Annotated in this window: 11 protein-coding genes and 1 pseudogene; 2 read left to right on the top strand and 10 right to left on the bottom strand. The window is 46.4% G+C overall.

The features are described 5' to 3' along the window. Positions 1–106 precede the first annotated feature (106 nt). From GRF55_RS09990 to GRF55_RS09955, 8 genes and pseudogenes are all read right to left on the bottom strand, one after another. Entirely contained in the window at positions 107–790 is a 684-nt protein-coding gene (locus GRF55_RS09990; RefSeq protein ID WP_220368264.1) for a DNA/RNA non-specific endonuclease, read from the bottom strand. 72 nt (positions 791–862) lie between these two features. Next, a pseudogene (locus GRF55_RS09985) lies at positions 863–1,285 on the bottom strand (leucine-rich repeat protein); the annotation flags it as partial. A 296-nt stretch (positions 1,286–1,581) separates the two neighbouring features. Further along, the gene (locus GRF55_RS09980; protein ID WP_220368263.1) at positions 1,582–2,154 is read right to left on the bottom strand and encodes a 4'-phosphopantetheinyl transferase superfamily protein; all 573 of its coding nucleotides are present in this window, start codon (positions 2,152–2,154) and stop codon (positions 1,582–1,584) included. A 66-nt stretch (positions 2,155–2,220) separates the two neighbouring features. Further along, positions 2,221–3,534 carry an MATE family efflux transporter gene (locus tag GRF55_RS09975; RefSeq protein ID WP_220368262.1) on the bottom strand — a complete coding sequence of 438 codons (1,314 nt, stop codon included), beginning with the start codon at positions 3,532–3,534 and terminating at the stop codon, positions 2,221–2,223. 165 nt (positions 3,535–3,699) lie between these two features. Next, the gene (locus tag GRF55_RS09970) at positions 3,700–10,932 is read right to left on the bottom strand and encodes a non-ribosomal peptide synthetase (protein WP_220368261.1); all 7,233 of its coding nucleotides are present in this window, start codon (positions 10,930–10,932) and stop codon (positions 3,700–3,702) included. Positions 10,933–10,948: 16 nt separating this feature from the next. Continuing rightward, entirely contained in the window at positions 10,949–12,250 is a 1,302-nt protein-coding gene (locus tag GRF55_RS09965; protein ID WP_220368260.1) for an alginate export family protein, read from the bottom strand. A 19-nt stretch (positions 12,251–12,269) separates the two neighbouring features. Continuing rightward, positions 12,270–12,572, bottom strand: coding sequence for an STAS domain-containing protein (locus GRF55_RS09960; RefSeq protein ID WP_220368259.1), 303 nt, complete (start codon positions 12,570–12,572; stop codon positions 12,270–12,272). A gap of 46 nt (positions 12,573–12,618) precedes the next feature. After that, on the bottom strand, positions 12,619–14,766 hold the full coding sequence (locus GRF55_RS09955) for a SpoIIE family protein phosphatase (protein WP_220368258.1): 2,148 nt from the start codon (positions 14,764–14,766) through the stop codon (positions 12,619–12,621). 125 nt (positions 14,767–14,891) lie between these two features. On the opposite strand from GRF55_RS09955, the gene GRF55_RS09950 reads away from it, so the two are divergent. Continuing rightward, positions 14,892–15,134, top strand: a complete 243-nt coding sequence (locus GRF55_RS09950) for a GlsB/YeaQ/YmgE family stress response membrane protein (RefSeq protein ID WP_220368257.1) — start codon at positions 14,892–14,894, stop codon at positions 15,132–15,134. Then, positions 15,131–16,132 carry a Gfo/Idh/MocA family protein gene (locus GRF55_RS09945; RefSeq protein WP_220368256.1) on the top strand — a complete coding sequence of 334 codons (1,002 nt, stop codon included), beginning with the start codon at positions 15,131–15,133 and terminating at the stop codon, positions 16,130–16,132. The genes GRF55_RS09950 and GRF55_RS09945 overlap by 4 nt, the downstream gene beginning before the upstream one ends. Here GRF55_RS09945 and GRF55_RS09940 read toward each other — a convergent pair. Both GRF55_RS09940 and GRF55_RS09935 read right to left on the bottom strand, forming a co-directional pair. Continuing rightward, on the bottom strand, positions 16,104–17,372 hold the full coding sequence (locus GRF55_RS09940) for a DUF6602 domain-containing protein (protein WP_220368255.1): 1,269 nt from the start codon (positions 17,370–17,372) through the stop codon (positions 16,104–16,106). The genes GRF55_RS09945 and GRF55_RS09940 overlap by 29 nt on opposite strands. Further along, positions 17,369–19,027, bottom strand: a complete 1,659-nt coding sequence (locus tag GRF55_RS09935; RefSeq protein WP_255563787.1) for a ThiF family adenylyltransferase — start codon at positions 19,025–19,027, stop codon at positions 17,369–17,371. The genes GRF55_RS09940 and GRF55_RS09935 overlap by 4 nt, the downstream gene beginning before the upstream one ends. Positions 19,028–19,029: the final 2 nt, after the last annotated feature.

Below are 19,029 nucleotides of genomic sequence, written 5' to 3'. Positions count from 1 at the left end.
GCTGTTGGCAGTGCAAATATAGTTTGTCTTCCGGAATCCTTCTTTTCTAATATATATAGATGTCAGAAGCGGGAACAGTTTGCAGAATCCATAGATGATAGTGAGGCTATGGATTTTTAATAACCTGAGTATATTTCTTACCATCTATTATTGTGGTTGTTTTAATAGCATAAGGTCGTTTAGAGTCACCTTTATACAATGGTTCTCTTTTTGAAAATACCGTTTTTCCCTCTTTTAATGCTTTTTCTTCCATTTCTTCCATTTTTCTCCACTTACCCTGTCTATTTATATCTCTATTCATTGGCACTAAATTTATTTTTTCATTAGCACCACCAGTAGCACGAGATATTAGATGTCCAGCTTCGTCCTCTTCTACCCCTTCTTTACGAACACGTTCTTGGGTTTTATCATAAGGCTTTCCATGGTTAATTATGATATTTTTATTTCTATCGCTTATTACCAAAACAACCCGACTTAAACTGTCTGTAATATATTTAGTGTATCCATCTACAATATATGTTTTATTTGGAAGAAGGTCATTTAAAAACTCATTTTGGTCTCCGACCTTTCCTAGCAGAGAACCTGCATCCGCTGTTATTACACCATCTTTTATAATACATTTACTTTTAGACCATTCCTTATGACTGATTACAAGACCATCTTTTGTTTCTTCAATAACAAATTTATTAATATCAGAGATTGTGTCTGGGTTTTTAGCAATTCTTTCTATTTGCTCGGCAATTTCAGGAAATTTCTCTTTAATTCTTTCCAAGTTTGTTAATTCTTTCATAAACGTTTGGGGATTAATTTAACAATAATATTATTGAACTCACTTTAGAATAAAAGTTTTTAATATCTAATATCATTTAATGATTACCTTCTTTCCATTAACAATGTAGATACCAGCTTTTGTCGGTTTGCCGTTGAGCCGAATGCCGTTGAGCGTAAACCAAACATCATTGCCTGTCGTTGATGGTGAATTATCAATTGAAACGATGCCCGTAGCATCAAACTCAACGATATTCAGGAACTCTCGCCAAAAATTCGAAAATTTATTATAGTAACTTAAGTATATGTACTCGCTTTTGTATCGGTTCTTGCTTCCGACAGGCACATGAAGCGTGCAGGTGTTTTTAGGAACATTATAAAATTGACTCGATTCTATTATCAACGGGTTTTTAATGTGGCAATAAATATCTGTCAGACCGCTGCAACCTGAGAACGCATGACTTGCTATGCTCGTCACGGAGTTACCGATGGTAACGGATGTCAGACCTGTGCAACCTTCGTATTTGTAAGTCGTTTTATATCAACGACTTGTGTGTTAAACGGTAGAAAAGTGTCGACGTGGATTCTGTGAAGGACAAAAAGAATGAAGATTTAATGTATTTAACTTTTGTAAACCACAAAAAGAGGGGTTTTGTGCAAGTTTTCTCATAACCATATCAGCATCTGCCTTCATCGATATATTACCCCCAGACTTCACTTTTTTAGCTCTATTTTGCCCCATACAAAATTACCATTTTTTATGGAATAACACGAAAATATACTCCAAAAAGCTTGTTTTCCCTCATTTTTTGCTCATATTCCGCTCTCGCACACGGTGTAGACATATCCCGATGCCATATTCTCACGGGTAATGAAATGGTGGGGGATGCTCGTGTCAAGGATAGAGGGCAGCCGCCCTGCCACCAATCCCTCTCCCAAAAACTTCAACAGGCTTTCCTTCATCGTCCAGAAACGGATGAATGCCACGGCGGGAAAAGGGGCTTGGGCAATGGTTTCTTGCTCCTTTCCGCTCATGGTGACGGCAACAAGGGCGGGATCATACGCATCGACACTCTCAATATCAATGCCCACAGGGCGGCTATCGACGGCACAAACGGCAGCCTGGCAGCAATGGCTGAGGCTAAAATGAATATCAGGGTGATCCCTCAACAGGGGCTTCCCTTGTGGCGTAAAAGAGAAGAGGGGCGGCTCGAAGATGCCATATTCTTGTCGCAAGGCCTTCTGCAAGAGTAGGTAAGCCGACAGCGATAGCCGCCTATCATGCTCCCTCAGATAGCGCAATGAATGGTCGCGCCGTTGCTGGCTGACGACAGAAAGAGCCTCTGCCACGTCGATTTCCTGTGGATTATCGTCAATATAGACCATCCCTCCTTATAATGAATTTGTGAGATTATAAGTTTATGAGTTTGTGAGTTTGTGAGAACTCAATAACTAATCAACTAATTTCAATTCCACATGTGTTGCCTTGTGAAGAATGACGATGGCTATCGCCTCCAACACGTATGCCACAAGGTAACTATACCACAAGCCAGAGGGCAGGTAATGCGCCATCAGCCACATAACGGGGATTACCGTAAGCGACAGAGCCAACGAGATAAACAACGCCATTCGATGCTGCTTATACAGCTTATACACTATCATCAGCACGTAGATGTAACAGAACGGAATGAAACTCAGGGCAAAGATACGCAATGCATGACTGCACTCCGCTATCACCACCTCCTCCGTGGCACCGAACAGACGGGCTATCGTACCGGGGAAGACCCACACCAACAAACACGTCACCACCATGGAAACGGTGATAAAACGGAAGGCACGGCGCAACACGGCACGGAATCCATCACTGTCGTTCTTACCAATCGTGATGGCACCGAGCGATTGTAACGTTTGGCAGGTACCCGAAATGAAAAGGTTGTAGACCTGCAATAGGTTCATGCAAACGGCAAAGACGAATATTCCCACGCTGCCCGCCGTGGAGAGGACAATGGTATTGGCTGAGAGCAGGAGCAGCGTCAAGCAGACAGAAGCCAACGCCAAAGGTGCGCCCTGTCCGACGATACGTCGCCACGATGCCACCAAGCTCTTCGTTTCGATGATGGGTAAAAGCCTACGATGCCTCCGCCAATGGGTCAGCAAGATAGCTATTCCCACAAGATGACCCACGATGGTAGCCGCCGAAGACCCCGTGATACCCCACCCGAATAGTTGGATGAAAACGATGTCGAGGCAAAGATTGACGGCATTGTCCACGATAACCGCAACGGAGACAAGCTGCGGGCTGCCATCAACACCCACCATTGTAGAGAGTCCCCACATCAAGATATAAGCGGGCGAACCTATGAGCAATACTTGCATATATTGGAATGCCAAGGGACGAATCACGTCATCGCTGCACAGCAACCGCGATATATCCGCAGGGAAGACGATGCCACCAAGGAGCGTGATGACAAGCCCCAACCCCACGCTGAGTGCCAACGAGCGGGAAAAAAATCTACGCGCCTCCCCAACATCGTTCCTCCCCAACGCGTATCCCACAAGCATTCCGGCACCCGCATTGATGAGCAAATGGAGCGTAAAGATAAACTGGACGATGGGTTTGGAGAGATTAATGGCACTGACACCATCCTTGTCGATGAGGTTGCCTACGATGATGCCATCGACCACATTCCCTAAACAACCCGAGAGGGCAACGAGGATATAGGCCCAAAGAAACCTGTAAAACAGGGATGACTCTTCATTTTTCATTTCGCAAGTTTGTGAGAACTTAAGAACTAATATATCGGTTGATGCCCGTCCAAAGGCTTTGGACGAGTCGTCCAAGCCTTTTGGACAACTCGTCCAAGCGGCTTTGACTATCCTCAAATGATGAGTTGGCATCAACTATCACCATAAATAATTACCCTACTAAAATCAATCGAAGAAGCCAAACCCACCGATGGCGGTGAGCATACGCTCGACATAATCCCATGACGTGGGCGACCAGGAGAAGCCCAAGCGATAGAGTACCTGCGTGGTATAGTCGTTGTCGCGGCGCACATCGGTGGTCTTCTGCCCGTGTGCCATGTCTTGATAAGCCAACAGGCTTGCCATTTGGCGGGCTTTCTGCGGGTCGTCCTTGGCTTGTTGCATGGCGGCATCAAAGTCGTCTTGCTCCACGAAACGCACGCCATCGCCCACTGTCGTCAGCCCCATCAACACATCGCCAAGGAACTGGCCATGGATGTTATAAGGATGGAACACGGTGCATTCCCTCGGCGTGGTCGCCAATAACACGATGGCATGAGCCACCTCGTTGATGGGCGAGAACTCCACGCTCTTGTTTCTCATCCCGTATGGACAGCAGCCAAGCATGTTATACACCTTGATACGACCCATGAAGGAGTTGGTGGAGAAATTGGCCTGGAACTCGCCGTCGGTACTCCGGGCGGCAAGGTTTCCCACACGCATGATCTTCGCATGTAGCCCATGCTGGGCAACGGCATCGAGGATAAGGCGTTCAGCCATAAACTTAGAGTAGATATACTTGTTGCCAAGATATTGCCCCATGTAGAGTCGTTGCTCGGTAAAGATGTCATCCTTCACCTCTCCAGCCCACAATCCGCGCGTACTTGCCGTGGAGACATGGATGAGCCGTGCGCCCTTCTTGATGCAGAAGTCCACACACCGCTGCGCCCCTCCGATGTTCACGTCCTCTATCTCCGTACCCTCGGAGAAATGCTTGACGATGGCAGCGCAATTGAAAACCGTGTCGATAGGCAGGCTCTCGTCAATATTTCCAGTCACATCGCCCAACACTACATGGAGGCGAGTGCCTATGAGACCCTTGAAGGAGTCGGAGAAATAATAGTAGAGAAGCGTCCGTAGACGGCTCTCCGCCGCCTCTTGGTTCTTGCCTCTCACCAAGCAATAGATGTTCGAGGCATCGGAATCGATGAGTTCACGAAGAATATGGATGCCGAGATAGCCCGTTGCTCCTGTCAGCAAGACATTACCAATGGGCTGCCGCTGCCCCTTACGGAACATCGTCAGATTGTTTTGCTGCAAGAGATGATTGATGGCCGAATAGTCGTAATCAGCTATTTCGGAGTCGCCCAGGGATTTCTTTTCATCCGCCGATTCAAACTGGCTTGCCAATTGCCTTGGCGTGGGATGGGCGAACACGTCCCCATAAGCCACATGCAACCCTGCCTTGTCTGCCTCGATGATGACACGTGTAACGACCAATGATGTCCCTCCCAACTCAAAGAAATTGTCTGTGGCTCCCACCTTATCCATCTGTAAGATGGTGGCGAAGATATTACAGAACGTCCGCTCTGTGTCAGTGGCGGGTGCCTCATAGTCGCCACTAATGGCCAGTTGCGGCTCGGGCAGTGCCTTGATGTCAGTCTTACCGTTGGGTGTCATCGGCATTTCCTTCAGTTGGAGGTAGGCCGTAGGCACCATATATTGTGTCAGACTCTTGGAAATCTCGGCTTTCAGTTCGTTGGGAACTATCTCATGTTCTGCGGTATAGTAGGCGCAGAGGTGTTCTTTGTCGTTGAGTTTGCGAATGACGATGACCACCTTCTTCATGCCTTCCACCCTTAACATTACATTCTCTATCTCGCCGAGTTCGATGCGCAAGCCGCGCAACTTAATCTGATGGTCGGTACGTCCGAGAATCATGACATTTCCATCAGGCAACCACTTAGCATAGTCGCCCGACTTATAGATGCGCTCGCCGTGGTATTCCACGAAACGCTCGCGGGTCATATCGTCAAGGTTGTTATAGCCGCGAGCCACACCACGACCGCCGATATAAAGCTCGCCAACGACACCCACTGGCAGTTCGTTGCCGTCTGTATCGACGATAAACTCCTTCACGTTCAACTGTGGCTTCCCGACGGTGGCGGTCTTGGCATTGGTCAGTTCGGCATTGTTCGACGCCACGGTAATCTCCGTGGGACCATAGCAATTGAAGATACGTGCCTTGGTGATGCCGTGCATCTGTTGCAACAATTGGTCGGAGAATTTCTCACCACCCGCACGGCAGATCTTCACTTGGCTGATGGCATCGCAGAAGTCCTCGCTGGTAAGCCAGGTCTGCCAACGCGAAGGCGTACCACTCACCATGTTAATATGCTGTGTCTTGATGAGTTGAGCCAAGTCGAGTGGGTTGTTGGCTTGTTCCTCTGTGGCAACAATGAGCGTCTTACCATTATAGTAGGCCATACCGATATCTTGCAGGGCGGCATCAAACGAGATGGTGGTGACGCTGAGGATGCGTGTGGTATCTGTCAGCACGGCATTGGCAAAGACATTTGCCGGATGTCCATAGAGGTAGTTGCAGATACCCGCATGGCGCAACATCACTCCCTTGGGGCGACCCGTGGAGCCACTGGTATAAATAAGGTATGCAAGATCTTCAGGGGTGACATCTGTCTGCGGCTGCGAGGCATCATCCGTCTGCAACAACTCTTCTGCTAATTCAGGTGTGATAATCAGTTTTGCCTCGCTATCCTCAAGAATCAGTTTCACGCGATCCTCTGGATAGTCAGGGTCGCAGGGGATATAGGCGGCACCAACTTTCAACACGCCGAAGAGCGAGATAATCAGCCGACTGGTACGTGGCAGCAACAGGGCGATACGGTCGCCAGTCTTGACACCACGCTTGTGCAAGCCATTGGCGATGCGATTCGTCAGTTCGTCCATTTCCTTATAACTATATGTGGCGTCGCAAGCAACCAATGCCTCCTGTCCCGGTGACTGATGGGCATAGTAGCTGATACACTCATGGAACAACTTAAATGGAGCCTCACCCGTAGCCACCTGACGCAGATGGCCTAACTCCTCTTCTTGGTTTTCGCTGATGATAGAGAGCTGGCGTACTTTCGCTTGTGGTTGGGCTATCATGCGCTCGGCAACAGCCACGATGCTCTCGGCTATGGCATTGCCCAAACGGACGGAATAGAGGGCATCATCATATTGCACCACCACCCCACGCGACTCTATCTTGATATTCAACTTAAACTTCGGCACATTCAACTCCAACAGCTCCTGTCCGACAGGTTGCCCATGAACTGTATATTTCGACAACACACCCACTTGGTAAGCGTAGGCAATGGCGGGATGGAAACCGTAGTCGGCAGCAATACGGGCGAAAGGATAGTCCTCGTGGCGTAGCGTCTCGTCAAAGGTGTTGCTGACTTGATGCAGATAGTCGGCCACCGTCACATCGTCAATCTTCAGACTGAGGGCAAGGGTATTGACAAACATACCCACCGTATCGGCAATCTTCAGGTTAGAGCGTCCGCTGCTGACAGTGCTGAGGTAAACGTCGCGACTGTTGATGTAACGTGATACAACATAGCTGACGGCAGCAAGATAAAGATGTGCCGGCGTAATCTCCTGCTGGCGACAGAAAGCTATGGCCTTGTCATGGTCTACCAGACAGACAGCCTCGCCGATGAATCCCTGCTGGTCGGTCTTTGGTAAGTCGGCAGGAATTTCACTTGCACCCTCACATGATTGCAATCTATCGGCAAAGAACTGGCGAGAAGCGGCAAACGTTTCGCCATCTGCGGCGGCTTGCTGGTCTACCACGAAATTGAAATAACTATAATCTTCTTTATCTATGCTGTTACCCTCAACCACAGAACAAAGTTGACGAATGAATAAGTCAGCCGACCCACCATCAAACAACAGATGATGCACATCCATCAGCAGATGGACGGCAGTGGGTGTTTCCACCACTTCAAAACGATAGAGCGGGGCTTTCTGTAAATTGAACGGACGGACGAACTCCGACTTGTATTTTTCCAATTCCCCATCACTCATCTGGGTAGTCACGACTTCCACGGGAACACTATCTTCCAAAGTCTGCACTATTTGTTCCCCTTGGGTAGAGAAGTGGACACCCAGTTCGGGATGACATTCGACAACTTGCTTCACGGCATTGCTTAATGCCGTGGCATTGGTCCCTGCCGGAAACGTGAGGAGATAAGGTATATTATATAAGGTGGAGGTGGGATTTCTCAAACAATCGAAATACACTCCCGTTTGGGCGTATGAAAGGGGAACAGTAGACTCATTTGTCGTACTATTGTCAGAACTCTTTGACTCTTGAACACCTCCTTGACTCAATAGTTCTTTCAAGATGTCATTTTCTATCGTTTGCAGAGAGCCGCTCTTCACCAACGACTTGGAGTCGAGTGCCACATGATAACGCTTATTCACCTGCACCGCCAATTTAATGGCAGAGATAGAGGTAAGCCCCGCATATCCCAAAGGAGTGGTCACGCCGAAGTCACCATTGCCCACGATAGCGGCAACCATCCCGTGAAGTTCCTCTTCCAAAACATTCATAGGGATATTCACGGCTTCTATATCCATCGACTTTTTCTCAGGTTTTGGCAAAGCCCGCTTATTCACCTTCTGGTTTTGGTTGAGCGGGATGGCGTCGATTTGCATCGTCACGGCGGGTACCATGTAAGGAGGCTTCTCGTCAAGGATAAACTGGTTGAGGGATTCAATGTCTATCTGCTGGTCACTGACGATATAGGCAGCTATGAATTTCCCGCCGCCATCCTCGTCAAAGGCCTGCACCGTGGCATCCTTGATGTTGGGGAATTGGCGGATGATGCCTTCCACCTCTTTCAGCTCAATGCGGAATCCGCGTATCTTCACCTGCCCATCCCGACGACCGACAAACTGGATGTCACCGCTTGGCAAGTATCGCACGATGTCGCCCGTACGATAGACACGCCGATATTTCCTTTCATCCGTAAAGGGATTGTCAATATATACCTCCGCCGTCTTATCTGGCCGATTCAGATAGCCACGGCTTACCTGTGGTCCCGATACCCACAACTCACCCGCAGCACCTACTGGCAGGCGATGTCCTTGTTGGTCTACAATATAGAGACGCATGTTTTCGAGTGGCTTGCCAATGGGTATTTCCTTCATCTGTTCACGAAGATGGTAAGCCGTCGTGAAGATGGTACACTCCGTAGGGCCATAAACATTGTAAAACTTGTAGCCTGTGGGCGGTGCCATCGGTGCTAATTTCTCTCCTCCCGTGGAAAGATAGAGCAGCGAATGGTTGTCTATGCTGGTTGCAAACTGATACCCCACTTGCGTTGTCATGAAGGAATGGGTGATGCTATTTTGTTCAAAGTAGTCATTCAATGCCATCAAGTCAAGACGCAACTCTTCCGGGATAATATGCACACAAGCCCCACTTGTAAGCGCTGGATACATATCCATCATCGAAGCATCGAACCCATAACTGGCGTAAGCCGCCACACAATGCCCCGGTTTCAACTCATAGAAGCGTTGATACCAATGGCAAAAAGCGACAAGGTTGCCGTGTGTCAACTGACAACCCTTGGGAATACCCGTAGAGCCAGATGTATATAGCATGATGAAAAGATTGTCAGGAGTGATTTCCGATGCAAGATGACAGTGTACGACATCTCCTTCCATCTTCATCTTTCCATCTTCGATCAGTAATACATCTCCTTGATATTCATCGACGATGGGACGCAATTCCCCATCGGCAATGAGCAACTTGGCGTTGGCATCTTGCATCATGAAGTTTAACCGCTCTTTCGGATAGGTGGGGTCTAAAGGCTGATAACCACAACCAGCCTTCAATACACCCAATGATGCGATGACCATCCACTCTGAACGTGGAATAAGGATTGACACCACATCTTCTGTTCCCAAGCCCATCGATGCTATCCGACAGGCAATGCGGTCACTCATGTCATTGACATCGGCGTATGTAAATCTCTTGCCCTTATACACCACTGCCGTTGCCTGCGGCGTTTTCTCTGCTTGTCTACGGAACAACGACACGATGGTCTGCGTATCGTCATAGTCCACGTCTTGACGATTAAAACTATCTAACAACTCTACTTGTTTATCCGTGGAAATGTCAATGTCGCTCAAATATCCTGCCGATAAGAAACCATTAACGACAGCCTCATAGCTCTGGAGGAATTGGCTGATGAGTTCCTGCGAATACTCATTGGCATTATATTCGGCTTTCACTTGGTAATGTCCGCCCAAGACGAAGGCTTTTAGATAAAGCGAGGCATCAAGGGTACTGTTGCCAAGGCGTTCCGCCTTCATTGGCTTCCCCATCAATTGCTCATCGGAAAACAACATTCCGTGCCAGGCAAACATGGAATTGCTTTGCAACTTCAAGTCAGCCATCACGTCGCCAAACGAATAAATATCGTACTGTCGGCAACCGCGCATTTGCTCCTGCCCTGCCCTCAAGAATTCAATTACCGTAGTGTCTTTATCATACTTCGCATAAACGGGCAATGTCTTCACAAACATTCCCACGGTATGGTTCATCCGCTTGTCACGACGGCCATTGTAAACAGTAGTGAATAATGACTCTTGCTCGTTATTGAATTTGCAAAGCAAGAATGAATAGGCAGATGTAAACAAGGTACTCTTGAAAATGCCATTCTCTTGGCAAAAAGCCGCCACACGATTTGGGTCGATGGCGAGAGTCAACAACATGCTATCCTCTTGGTGGCGTGAATTCTCAAGGTCGGGCATCAATTGCGTGAATGTGTCACTACAATCAAAATTCTTCGCATACCATTGTTTAGCCTCTTCAAAGATAGGTTTCTCGCGTTCCTCAAACTCCTCAAAGGCGATTTCCTCCAAAGTGACTCCTTCCTTCTCGATGTCTTCACCTTGGTAAGCCCTTTCGATGTCATGCAGCATGATGCTCATTGACGTGCCATCGACTATGATATGGTGATAGTCGATGAACAAATAGAACTGTTCTGCGTCTTGGAACAGGCGGATGTGAAACAGCCTTCCACCCAAGATATCGTATGGTTGGATGAGTTGGTTCTTGACCTGGTTGATGTCTTCCACTTTTTCAATGGAAAGCGTCCACTCCTCATTTTCCATGTCTATGGTCTGTTTTGGTTCGCCGTCTTCATCCTGTATGATACGGGTGAAGAGCGTTGGGTGTGCCTTGACAGCCGTTTCCACGGCTTGGCAAAGGCGCATTCCATCAAGGCTCTTATCCAATATATATAAATAAGGTAGATTGTAGTAAGGTTCATCGAGATGGTTCATACACTCGATATATATACCTAACTGTGATTTGGTTAATGGTGTAAATCGTTTCATGGTTTCGTAATTTTATTTACCATTTTGTCGTGAAAATTCTTGGATTGACGGAAAGCATCAACCATCCCCATTGTAAATGGTTCTTCCCTTCGACGCGCTGGAGACGCTCCAAGGTGCTTGTTCCGTGCATATAAGAATAGCCCATGCTGACACGAGCCTCCTTCATAATTGCGTATGATGCTGACAATTCTATCTCATGGCCAAGCGACCTCTTGGCTTCTGGTATCTTGCTTGTCACTGACAGATAATGATAGTTGGCTGTCAGCGATAAGTTTTTCACCGGAGAGTAGTTGCCACCGACAAAGAGATTCTGAAGTCCTGGCGTATAACCACCATAATAAGCACTGACATAGAAGAAGTCCATAGCCCCATAGAATTGGTGATGAGAGCCATAGACGGTGCTAAAGCCTTTCACCGTCTTATGCTGTACCAATCCAATGCTGCCTTTTTGGGGAACAATGGGATTATCATCACCACTCAAGTAGTCATAGCCCGCAAATAAAGAATAGTTGGTCGAAGGTCGATAAGTGGCTTTCAAGCTTCCCATAAAGGCGCGGATGGGAATGCTGAACTCGTCATGGCCCGTCTGATAATAGAAAGAGCCTTCAACATTCCATTGGCGTGGACTGAAAGTGACATACCCGCCAAATAGTTGCTGGAACTCGGTCTTGGGTTCAAGGGCTTCGCTTTCTTCCATCCCGATGTTCATGAAAAGCAACGACACGCCCAATGGCATTCGTGGCACATCATAATGATACCATACGGTCTGCATAGTCTTGTAAGGCTGCGCCCCATCGTCAGAACGATAGACGGTTCCACCTTTAATATTTTCTGCCCTTTGGTTATATGCCAAGATGGCATGTGCCTTATGCCCATAACCCTCATAGCCAAGTTTTAAGACATCATGCGACAATGCCGCCATTGCCCAGTCGTTACGGCCCAAGATGCGCTCATCATCGTAATTCAATTCCTGACGACCTATTTTTGCAAACATACCACTCTTGGTCTTCAGCTTCACCCAAGCCTCATAAATATTAAGACTACCGCTGCCCTTTTGTCCCCATACACTGGAATGCTGGGCTGTGAGGTTCGTCTCAAGCCACGTTTTCTCAAAGTCTATTGACAGGCGCGACCGCTCAAATATGAAATTAGCCCTATCCTCTATGTTGCCATTCACTTCTGGCAGTCCTCCTTTTCTGATTTCGCCACGTGTCATGAGTTGCGCATTGACAACCAATTGATTTTCATGGGTCAGTGTATCTCGTAGCGCATTGTCACCATACACATGACCCATCGACATCCAAGCAAATGATGTCAAGACGAATATCCTACACTTTTCACTCAAACTTGAAAAGTTTGACAAATCCCGTAAGGTTAAATACATTCTTGATGTCATCATTCACGTTTCTAAGGGTTATAGAGCCGCCAGTCGCCATGACGTTTTTCAATATGCTGAGCAATATACGCAATCCACTGGATGCAATGTATTCCAATCCCTTACATTCAATGATAATCTCTTCGCCTTGTGATTCCATAAGTGGTTTCAAGGCGTTTTCCACCTCATTGGCAGCCATTGTGTCAAGTTCTCCCTCAAGTGTGACAATGGTCTTGCCATCTTTTTTCTCAATGTTTGTTTTCATTTGTGTGATAAGTTTATACGTTTGTGAGTTCGTGAGAACTCAATAACTAATTAACTAACTTCTTCAAGGTAAGCACATTCTTGTCGTCAATGCGCTCATAATTCACCGTGTCCATTAACTCACGCACCAATAAGATGCCCAGTCCGCCGATGGGACGGTCTTTGGCGGAGAGTGTCGTATCGACCTCTGCCGCTTGCGTGGGGTCGAATGCCACGCCTTCGTCGGTAATGACAAACCTAATCGCCTTGCCATCATATTTCATATTGATTAGAATATCACCTTTCTTGTCATTAGGGTAGGCATAGTTCATGATGTTCACAATTGTCTCCTCCAAGGCAAGTCTTAGTTGTGACACCATCGTTTGTGATACATCTATTTTCTCAAAAGAAGAAAGGAGAAAAGACTTGAGCTGCTTCAACTCCTGAATGTCATTTGACACGACAAGGCTCTCGTCTAATATCTGGTCGCTATTTTGTTCACCTTTGTAACGAATGGCAAACAGGGTAAGGTCGTCCCTTTGCTCCGCCCCATCCATATATTCGACGACAATATCCGTCATCTTGTCAAGCAATTGGTTGACGGTAGGTGTTGTGCGCAATTCATGGAACGTTGTCACAACACGCCCTATGCCAAACTGCTCCCGCTTCATATTGATGGTCTCTGTCAATCCATCCGTGTAAAGAAACAATATGGTATTTGGCGACAGGCGTTCTTCCTGCATCTCATATTTGGTGTCACTGAATACCCCCACGGGCAAATTGGCATGGGCATTCAATTTGCTTACCTCTTGATTGATGATTAAAGGTAGGTCGTGTCCTGCGTTGCAATAGCGCAAATGACCCGTCGGGAGGTCGAGAACGCCAATGAAAAGCGTGGCAAACATATTTGACTTATTGTTCCGGCAAGCCATGCCATTGATGTCTTCCATGATGCGGGCGGGGTTGTTCTCACGAATGGATATTACACGGAAGATAGCCTGGGTCATCGCCATGATAAGCGCGGATGGGATGCCTTTGCCCGAAACGTCGCCAATGCAGAAAAACAGCTTTTCATTGCGGACTAAAAACTCATACAAGTCGCCACCCACTTGCTTGGCAGGGATGAGTTTACCAGCCACCTCAACATGCTCGTCTACCAATTCTTTTTCCGGTAACATGGCCGTTTGTATCTTATTCGCAATATGCAAATCATTGTTGATACGGCTTTGTTCCAATGTTGTCTTTTGCAACTTCAGCACATTGAGGGCATAACGTTCCACCATGAATAACAAGACACCAAAACCCAATAGGTTGAGCAATAGGAAACGCAACCGCAGTTTATAAAGTTGTGCATACACTTCGCGGTCATAGCAGACCACCGCAAGTTGCCAATGTGGCTTCCCTCTCATGTTGGCATAGAACACACATCCGTCGTCTCCTACCTCATCGGAACTGAAACGGATGATTTTTGTCCTGCCACTCTTGCTGTTCGTTCTCACCACACTACTGTCGTTAATAAACGTGGTAAGTTTTTGGCTAATCTCACTTTTATCTCCCTCGGACGGCTGTGGCATGATGATTTTGCCTTCCTCCGTCAAAAGCATAATGAACGAAGATGGGAAAATGTGCCTGACGTTCAACGTGTCGTTCAACCATTTCAATGAGAGATCCGCACCAAACACACATATCAAACTGTCACGACCATCACGGATAGCCTTAGAACAAGTCGTAACGATAATTTCATCGAAATAGGGGTCTGTCCAGTGATAATCACTGCTCTCAGCAGCCTCACGGTAATGTTCCATAAGCGTATAGTCATGTTTCTCTCCGCCAACTTGGTCTGTCTTGATTATCTCTCCCTGGCGTTTTGCACATGGCTCAAACAAGCGTCCTTTCTGCGAATAATAATAAGGAGTGAATGCTATCCAGCAATTGACTATTTCAGGATTGGTCGATAGGAGCGACTTGGCAACAAGGTCTATGGAGTCAGGCTTACCAAATCTTTGACGTAAATCCCAAACATAATCCTCCAAGGCGTTCTCTGTTTGGTTAAGCATGTTCTTAATCAAGATAGCCTTCAGTGTCAACTCGCTCTCGGCGCGTTTCTCCAACTGTTCGCTCATCATGTCATGCATACTATAATATTGTATGCCTAACATGACCTCAAGCAAGACCGCCGCTAAGATGATAATGAGAATACCTTTGACTTTTTTCATGCTTTTTTTGCGTGCAAAGATACATATTTCTAATGAGAAAGTAATACTTCATAACATTATTTTTGTATTTTTGCAAACAAAATAGGTTATCTTTTTATCATTGAATACAATTAACAAATAAACTTATGAATTTTTTAGGTTCTATCATCGTTGGCATCACGGCAGGATTCATCGCCAGCAAACTGACCTCTGGTTCGGGCAAGGGCTGTTGGATTAATCTCTTCCTCGGCATTGTGGGTGGTGTCGTGGGCAGTTGGCTGCTCCAGTTATTAGGCATTACTTGGGAGCCGGGATGGCTCAGTGAGATAGGCACTGCCACCATAGGCGCAGTCATCGTGTTATGGCTATGGGCTAAAATCAAGCGATGAACGTACTGCGCCTCCAGACAAAAGCCCTTCCCATGGTGAACATTGGCATCGTGGGTTTGGGTGAACGTGGTCTCCAAGCCGTCAAGAGGTTAAGCCACGTGAAAGGGGCATGTATCTCCGCATTATGTGACATCCATATCCATCATGATGACATAAGACAGTTTATCGACAATTGGGTGGCGCAACATGACCTTCAATCTTCAATCCCCAATCTTCAATCTGACTATCGCCTCTTATGCAAGGATGAACATATAGACCTTATCTATATCTGTACCGATTGGCTTTCACATACATCCATCATTCTTGAGGCATTGCAGCACGGCAAACATGTTGCCGTGGAAGTACCCGCCGCCACGACGCTTGACGATATCCATGCCATCGTGGACGCTGCCGAACAGACACAAAGACATTGCATGATGTTAGAGAACTGCGTGTACGACTATTTTGAGATGGCAGTGCGCAATATGGTTAGCCAGGGACTCTTCGGCGAGGTGGTACATGTGGAAGGGGGTTACGCGCACCCTCTTGGCGACAAGTGGCCTTCTTGGCGGTTAGCATATAACCAGACTACGCGCGGCGATGTATACCCCACCCATGGCATGGGTCCTGCCTGTCAGATATTAGAAATCCATCGAAATGACCGATTGGAGTCGCTTGTCAGTATGGACACCGCCTCATTCATGGGAAAGGAAGTAGTAAAGGAACATTGTGACAAAGACACCGACAATTTCCAAAACGGCGACCAAACCACAACCATCATCCGTACAATGAAGGGAAAGACCATTCTCCTCCAACACAACGTGATGACTCCCCGCCCCTATTCACGAATGTTCCAAGTGGTGGGAACAAAAGGTTATGCGGAAAAATACCCACAACCTTATATCCAAATCGGGGAAGAGGTGTTGGACATCGAGGGATGGAAAAACCAACGCAAACTCCACTTTTCCATCTTCAACCATGAAAACGACTCTAAATATCTTCGTCTATTTTCTCATTAATAGCCTTCAAATACGCATTGATATCTATTGCTGCGACAGTACCAATGGACTTCAAGTAGCTCACAAGCTGGAGAAAGAAAGTAAACAGCGACACGTCTTTATCACTGAACTTGATTTTATTAACCTCACGGCTTTCATAGACATGCTCGATATATTTACGGTTCTCCTCGATATCTTTAGTCGGCTCTATATCAGCAGGGGGCGTTTCTTTGTAGTCCACATAGAAGCTACCCGTGTCACATATACAGCCTAAATCCAAGGTCTGGTATCCTTTCAGTTTTTCCAGCTGGTTCTGTACCGTTTTGATGCTACTATACGAGCTAGTAGTGGTTAAAAAACCGCCTATAATTTTTGTTAATGGTCTGGCCGGAGTTCGTCTCCCAGAAGCCACCATCTCTATACTGGTTCGTTTCAGCCGTCGAACACTCTCCACCTTCTTGGCAGCGTAGTCAATATTTCCTTTCACGTCCTGTTTTACCTCAAACACAGCATAGACGCTCTCCGCAGGTATGTACATAAATCCATCTTGTTTGAATATAAAGAGCGTGTATATGGCATCATAGATTACAATATCCATCTGCTCACTCACATTGCCAGTAGAATCTATCACAATAGCCTTATCCACCTTATACCTGTCCGGCAAATAGGTTCTAAGAAAATCTATCCAACGTTGCTCCGTCGCATCCCCTTTACTACCGGGATGTCCTATATATTCTCTGTCAACATTGAGGCTTGCAAGCATTTGCTTCTGTAAGCCATTAAAAAGTTCCTTTAAATCTATCATCTTTTTATATTCAAATAGCTTATTGTCCTTATAGCAATAAAACGTATGTGCACTGAGTCCACAGTTCCTCACTCCCGCAATCAGCAGAATCGGATTCTCAATAGCAATCTCCTTTTCAATATCTATCATAGCCGACAAGTCTGTACCGCTGTACTGGGTAGAACCGTTAGGATGGCTATGCCACTCGCCCACGTAGCGCAACCCTTCTTTGGCTAATTGTTTCCAGATCTTTTCTAATCCATTGGTATTGCGCATAAACGTTGTTCTGCCGGTCAGCTTCTCTACGGGCACAACAACCTTTTCTATATATACCGTATGTCTGTCGGCAGAATAACGGCCAGCCAACATCCCGCCGTTCTCGTTGGGATACTCGCCCTCAGCTTGCAGCTTTATCTGGTTGAACACCGAGGCTTTTATCTCTATATACAAATCATCACTTGGTAGATAATATCTCATAATCGATGTATGTTTAAATCCATTTCATCTTCGGTTATATAGAAGTTGCTCTTTGGCTCCACGCCGCTTAGCATCCTAATGATATGCTTCATCGCATACTGGGCTTTGCTTGATATGTCATTATATGATGCTTTAAAGGTCGGATTCCAACAACCTGTAGGGTTGTACATATTGGCATCCACATCTCGTTTCAATAAGCCATAGACCAACAGCACGGTTTCTGTCACATTAGGTGAGAAAGCACATATCAAGTCCTGCGCATTGTTGGTTATAGACAAGTTCACAACCTGGGCTTTCGTCTCTATGGCATCCATTACCCGCATCAACTGGTTATCAGTTGTACAGTCAAATATCACATCAAACTCATCAAACAACCCAGCAAGGGCAGTAACATCCTTGCTTGTTGCTGCATACCCCTTTATCGCCAAGTCAAACTCCGATTTCAAACTGGCACACTCCACGTGTGGCGAGATTTGCTTCAGTAAAAGTTCCAAGTCCAAGGTTTTTTCGTTTATACTCGTATAAAAGGGATATGCTGACCGGCAAACATTACCAGGCTCTTTAATGTCTATGTCATGTAGTGTGAGATTTTTAGCCCCACATCTCGTTAGGGTCTCAGCAATAATACTCCCTATTGCTCCGACTCCCATAATCAGCACTTTCTTGTTGGCAAGATCCTCGGGCATCGATCCGCGTCCAAAGAAATACTTATAGGAAATATCTTCGGTTTCCGCCCATTGAATTGCACCTTGTTTAAAATCGGTAAACCACAGTCTGTTCTTACCTGTACCCACTCGAATAGGAACAATAGGTAGGTCTTCCATGAAAATCATCATAGCTTGCCAGTGAACACCACCTCCGGGTATCCTATATCCACAGAACAACGGGAAGAAATCATACTTTCCCTTGTGCGCTTCTACAAAACTGTGGATATAGTTCTTCTGGCTCTGCGAAAACAACCCTTTGATAGCATCGTAGTCCTCAACAATAAACTTGTTATGCACCGATGGCACGTTATTAAGAAGACAGTAAACACCGTCAAACGACCGTAGTTTACGATAGAACAGGCTAATCCTACAGGGCATCTCTTTTTTCTTCACCTGCTTGTACGATACAAACTGTTGTACAATATAGTTTCTAACTGGTGAGTCGTTCTTTTGCCCGTTCTTAAGCACCGCGTAATGCACTATTCCAAAGTCCCCGTCAACAATATCTCCTTCGGTCTCTGCAAAGCAATAAGTATAATACGCATCGCGTATCAGGTAATGGTTCACCACAATATGCTCATAATGAGCATCCTTTTCCCCTCTAACATAGTATCTGTCCACCCATTCCTTCAGCTGTTTCAAGTCATTTATAAACTGACTCTCTGCATCTTCAAATTCAGCTGGGTGCATACAGAGATTGCCTCTCTGCATGATGTGAGGATAGTCTAGCAGACTTTTATTAAAGAACTGGATAGGCTCCTGACCCATAGCCTTAAACGGATATGTCGGGCTAATTATTACCTCCCAAACCAACCCGTCGCTGCCCACACCAGTAGCTACAGCAATCCGACCTGTCAACGAACCAGCCTTGTCGATGCTAAATTCACCAACAAGGCTTACTCCGTCAACAATTGTTATCAGCCCCTTTATTTTGTCTGCAGTCATCATAT

Source organism: Prevotella sp. Rep29 (assembly GCF_019551475.1).
GTDB lineage: Bacteria > Bacteroidota > Bacteroidia > Bacteroidales > Bacteroidaceae > Prevotella.
This window is presented reverse-complemented; position numbering and strand designations above follow the sequence as displayed.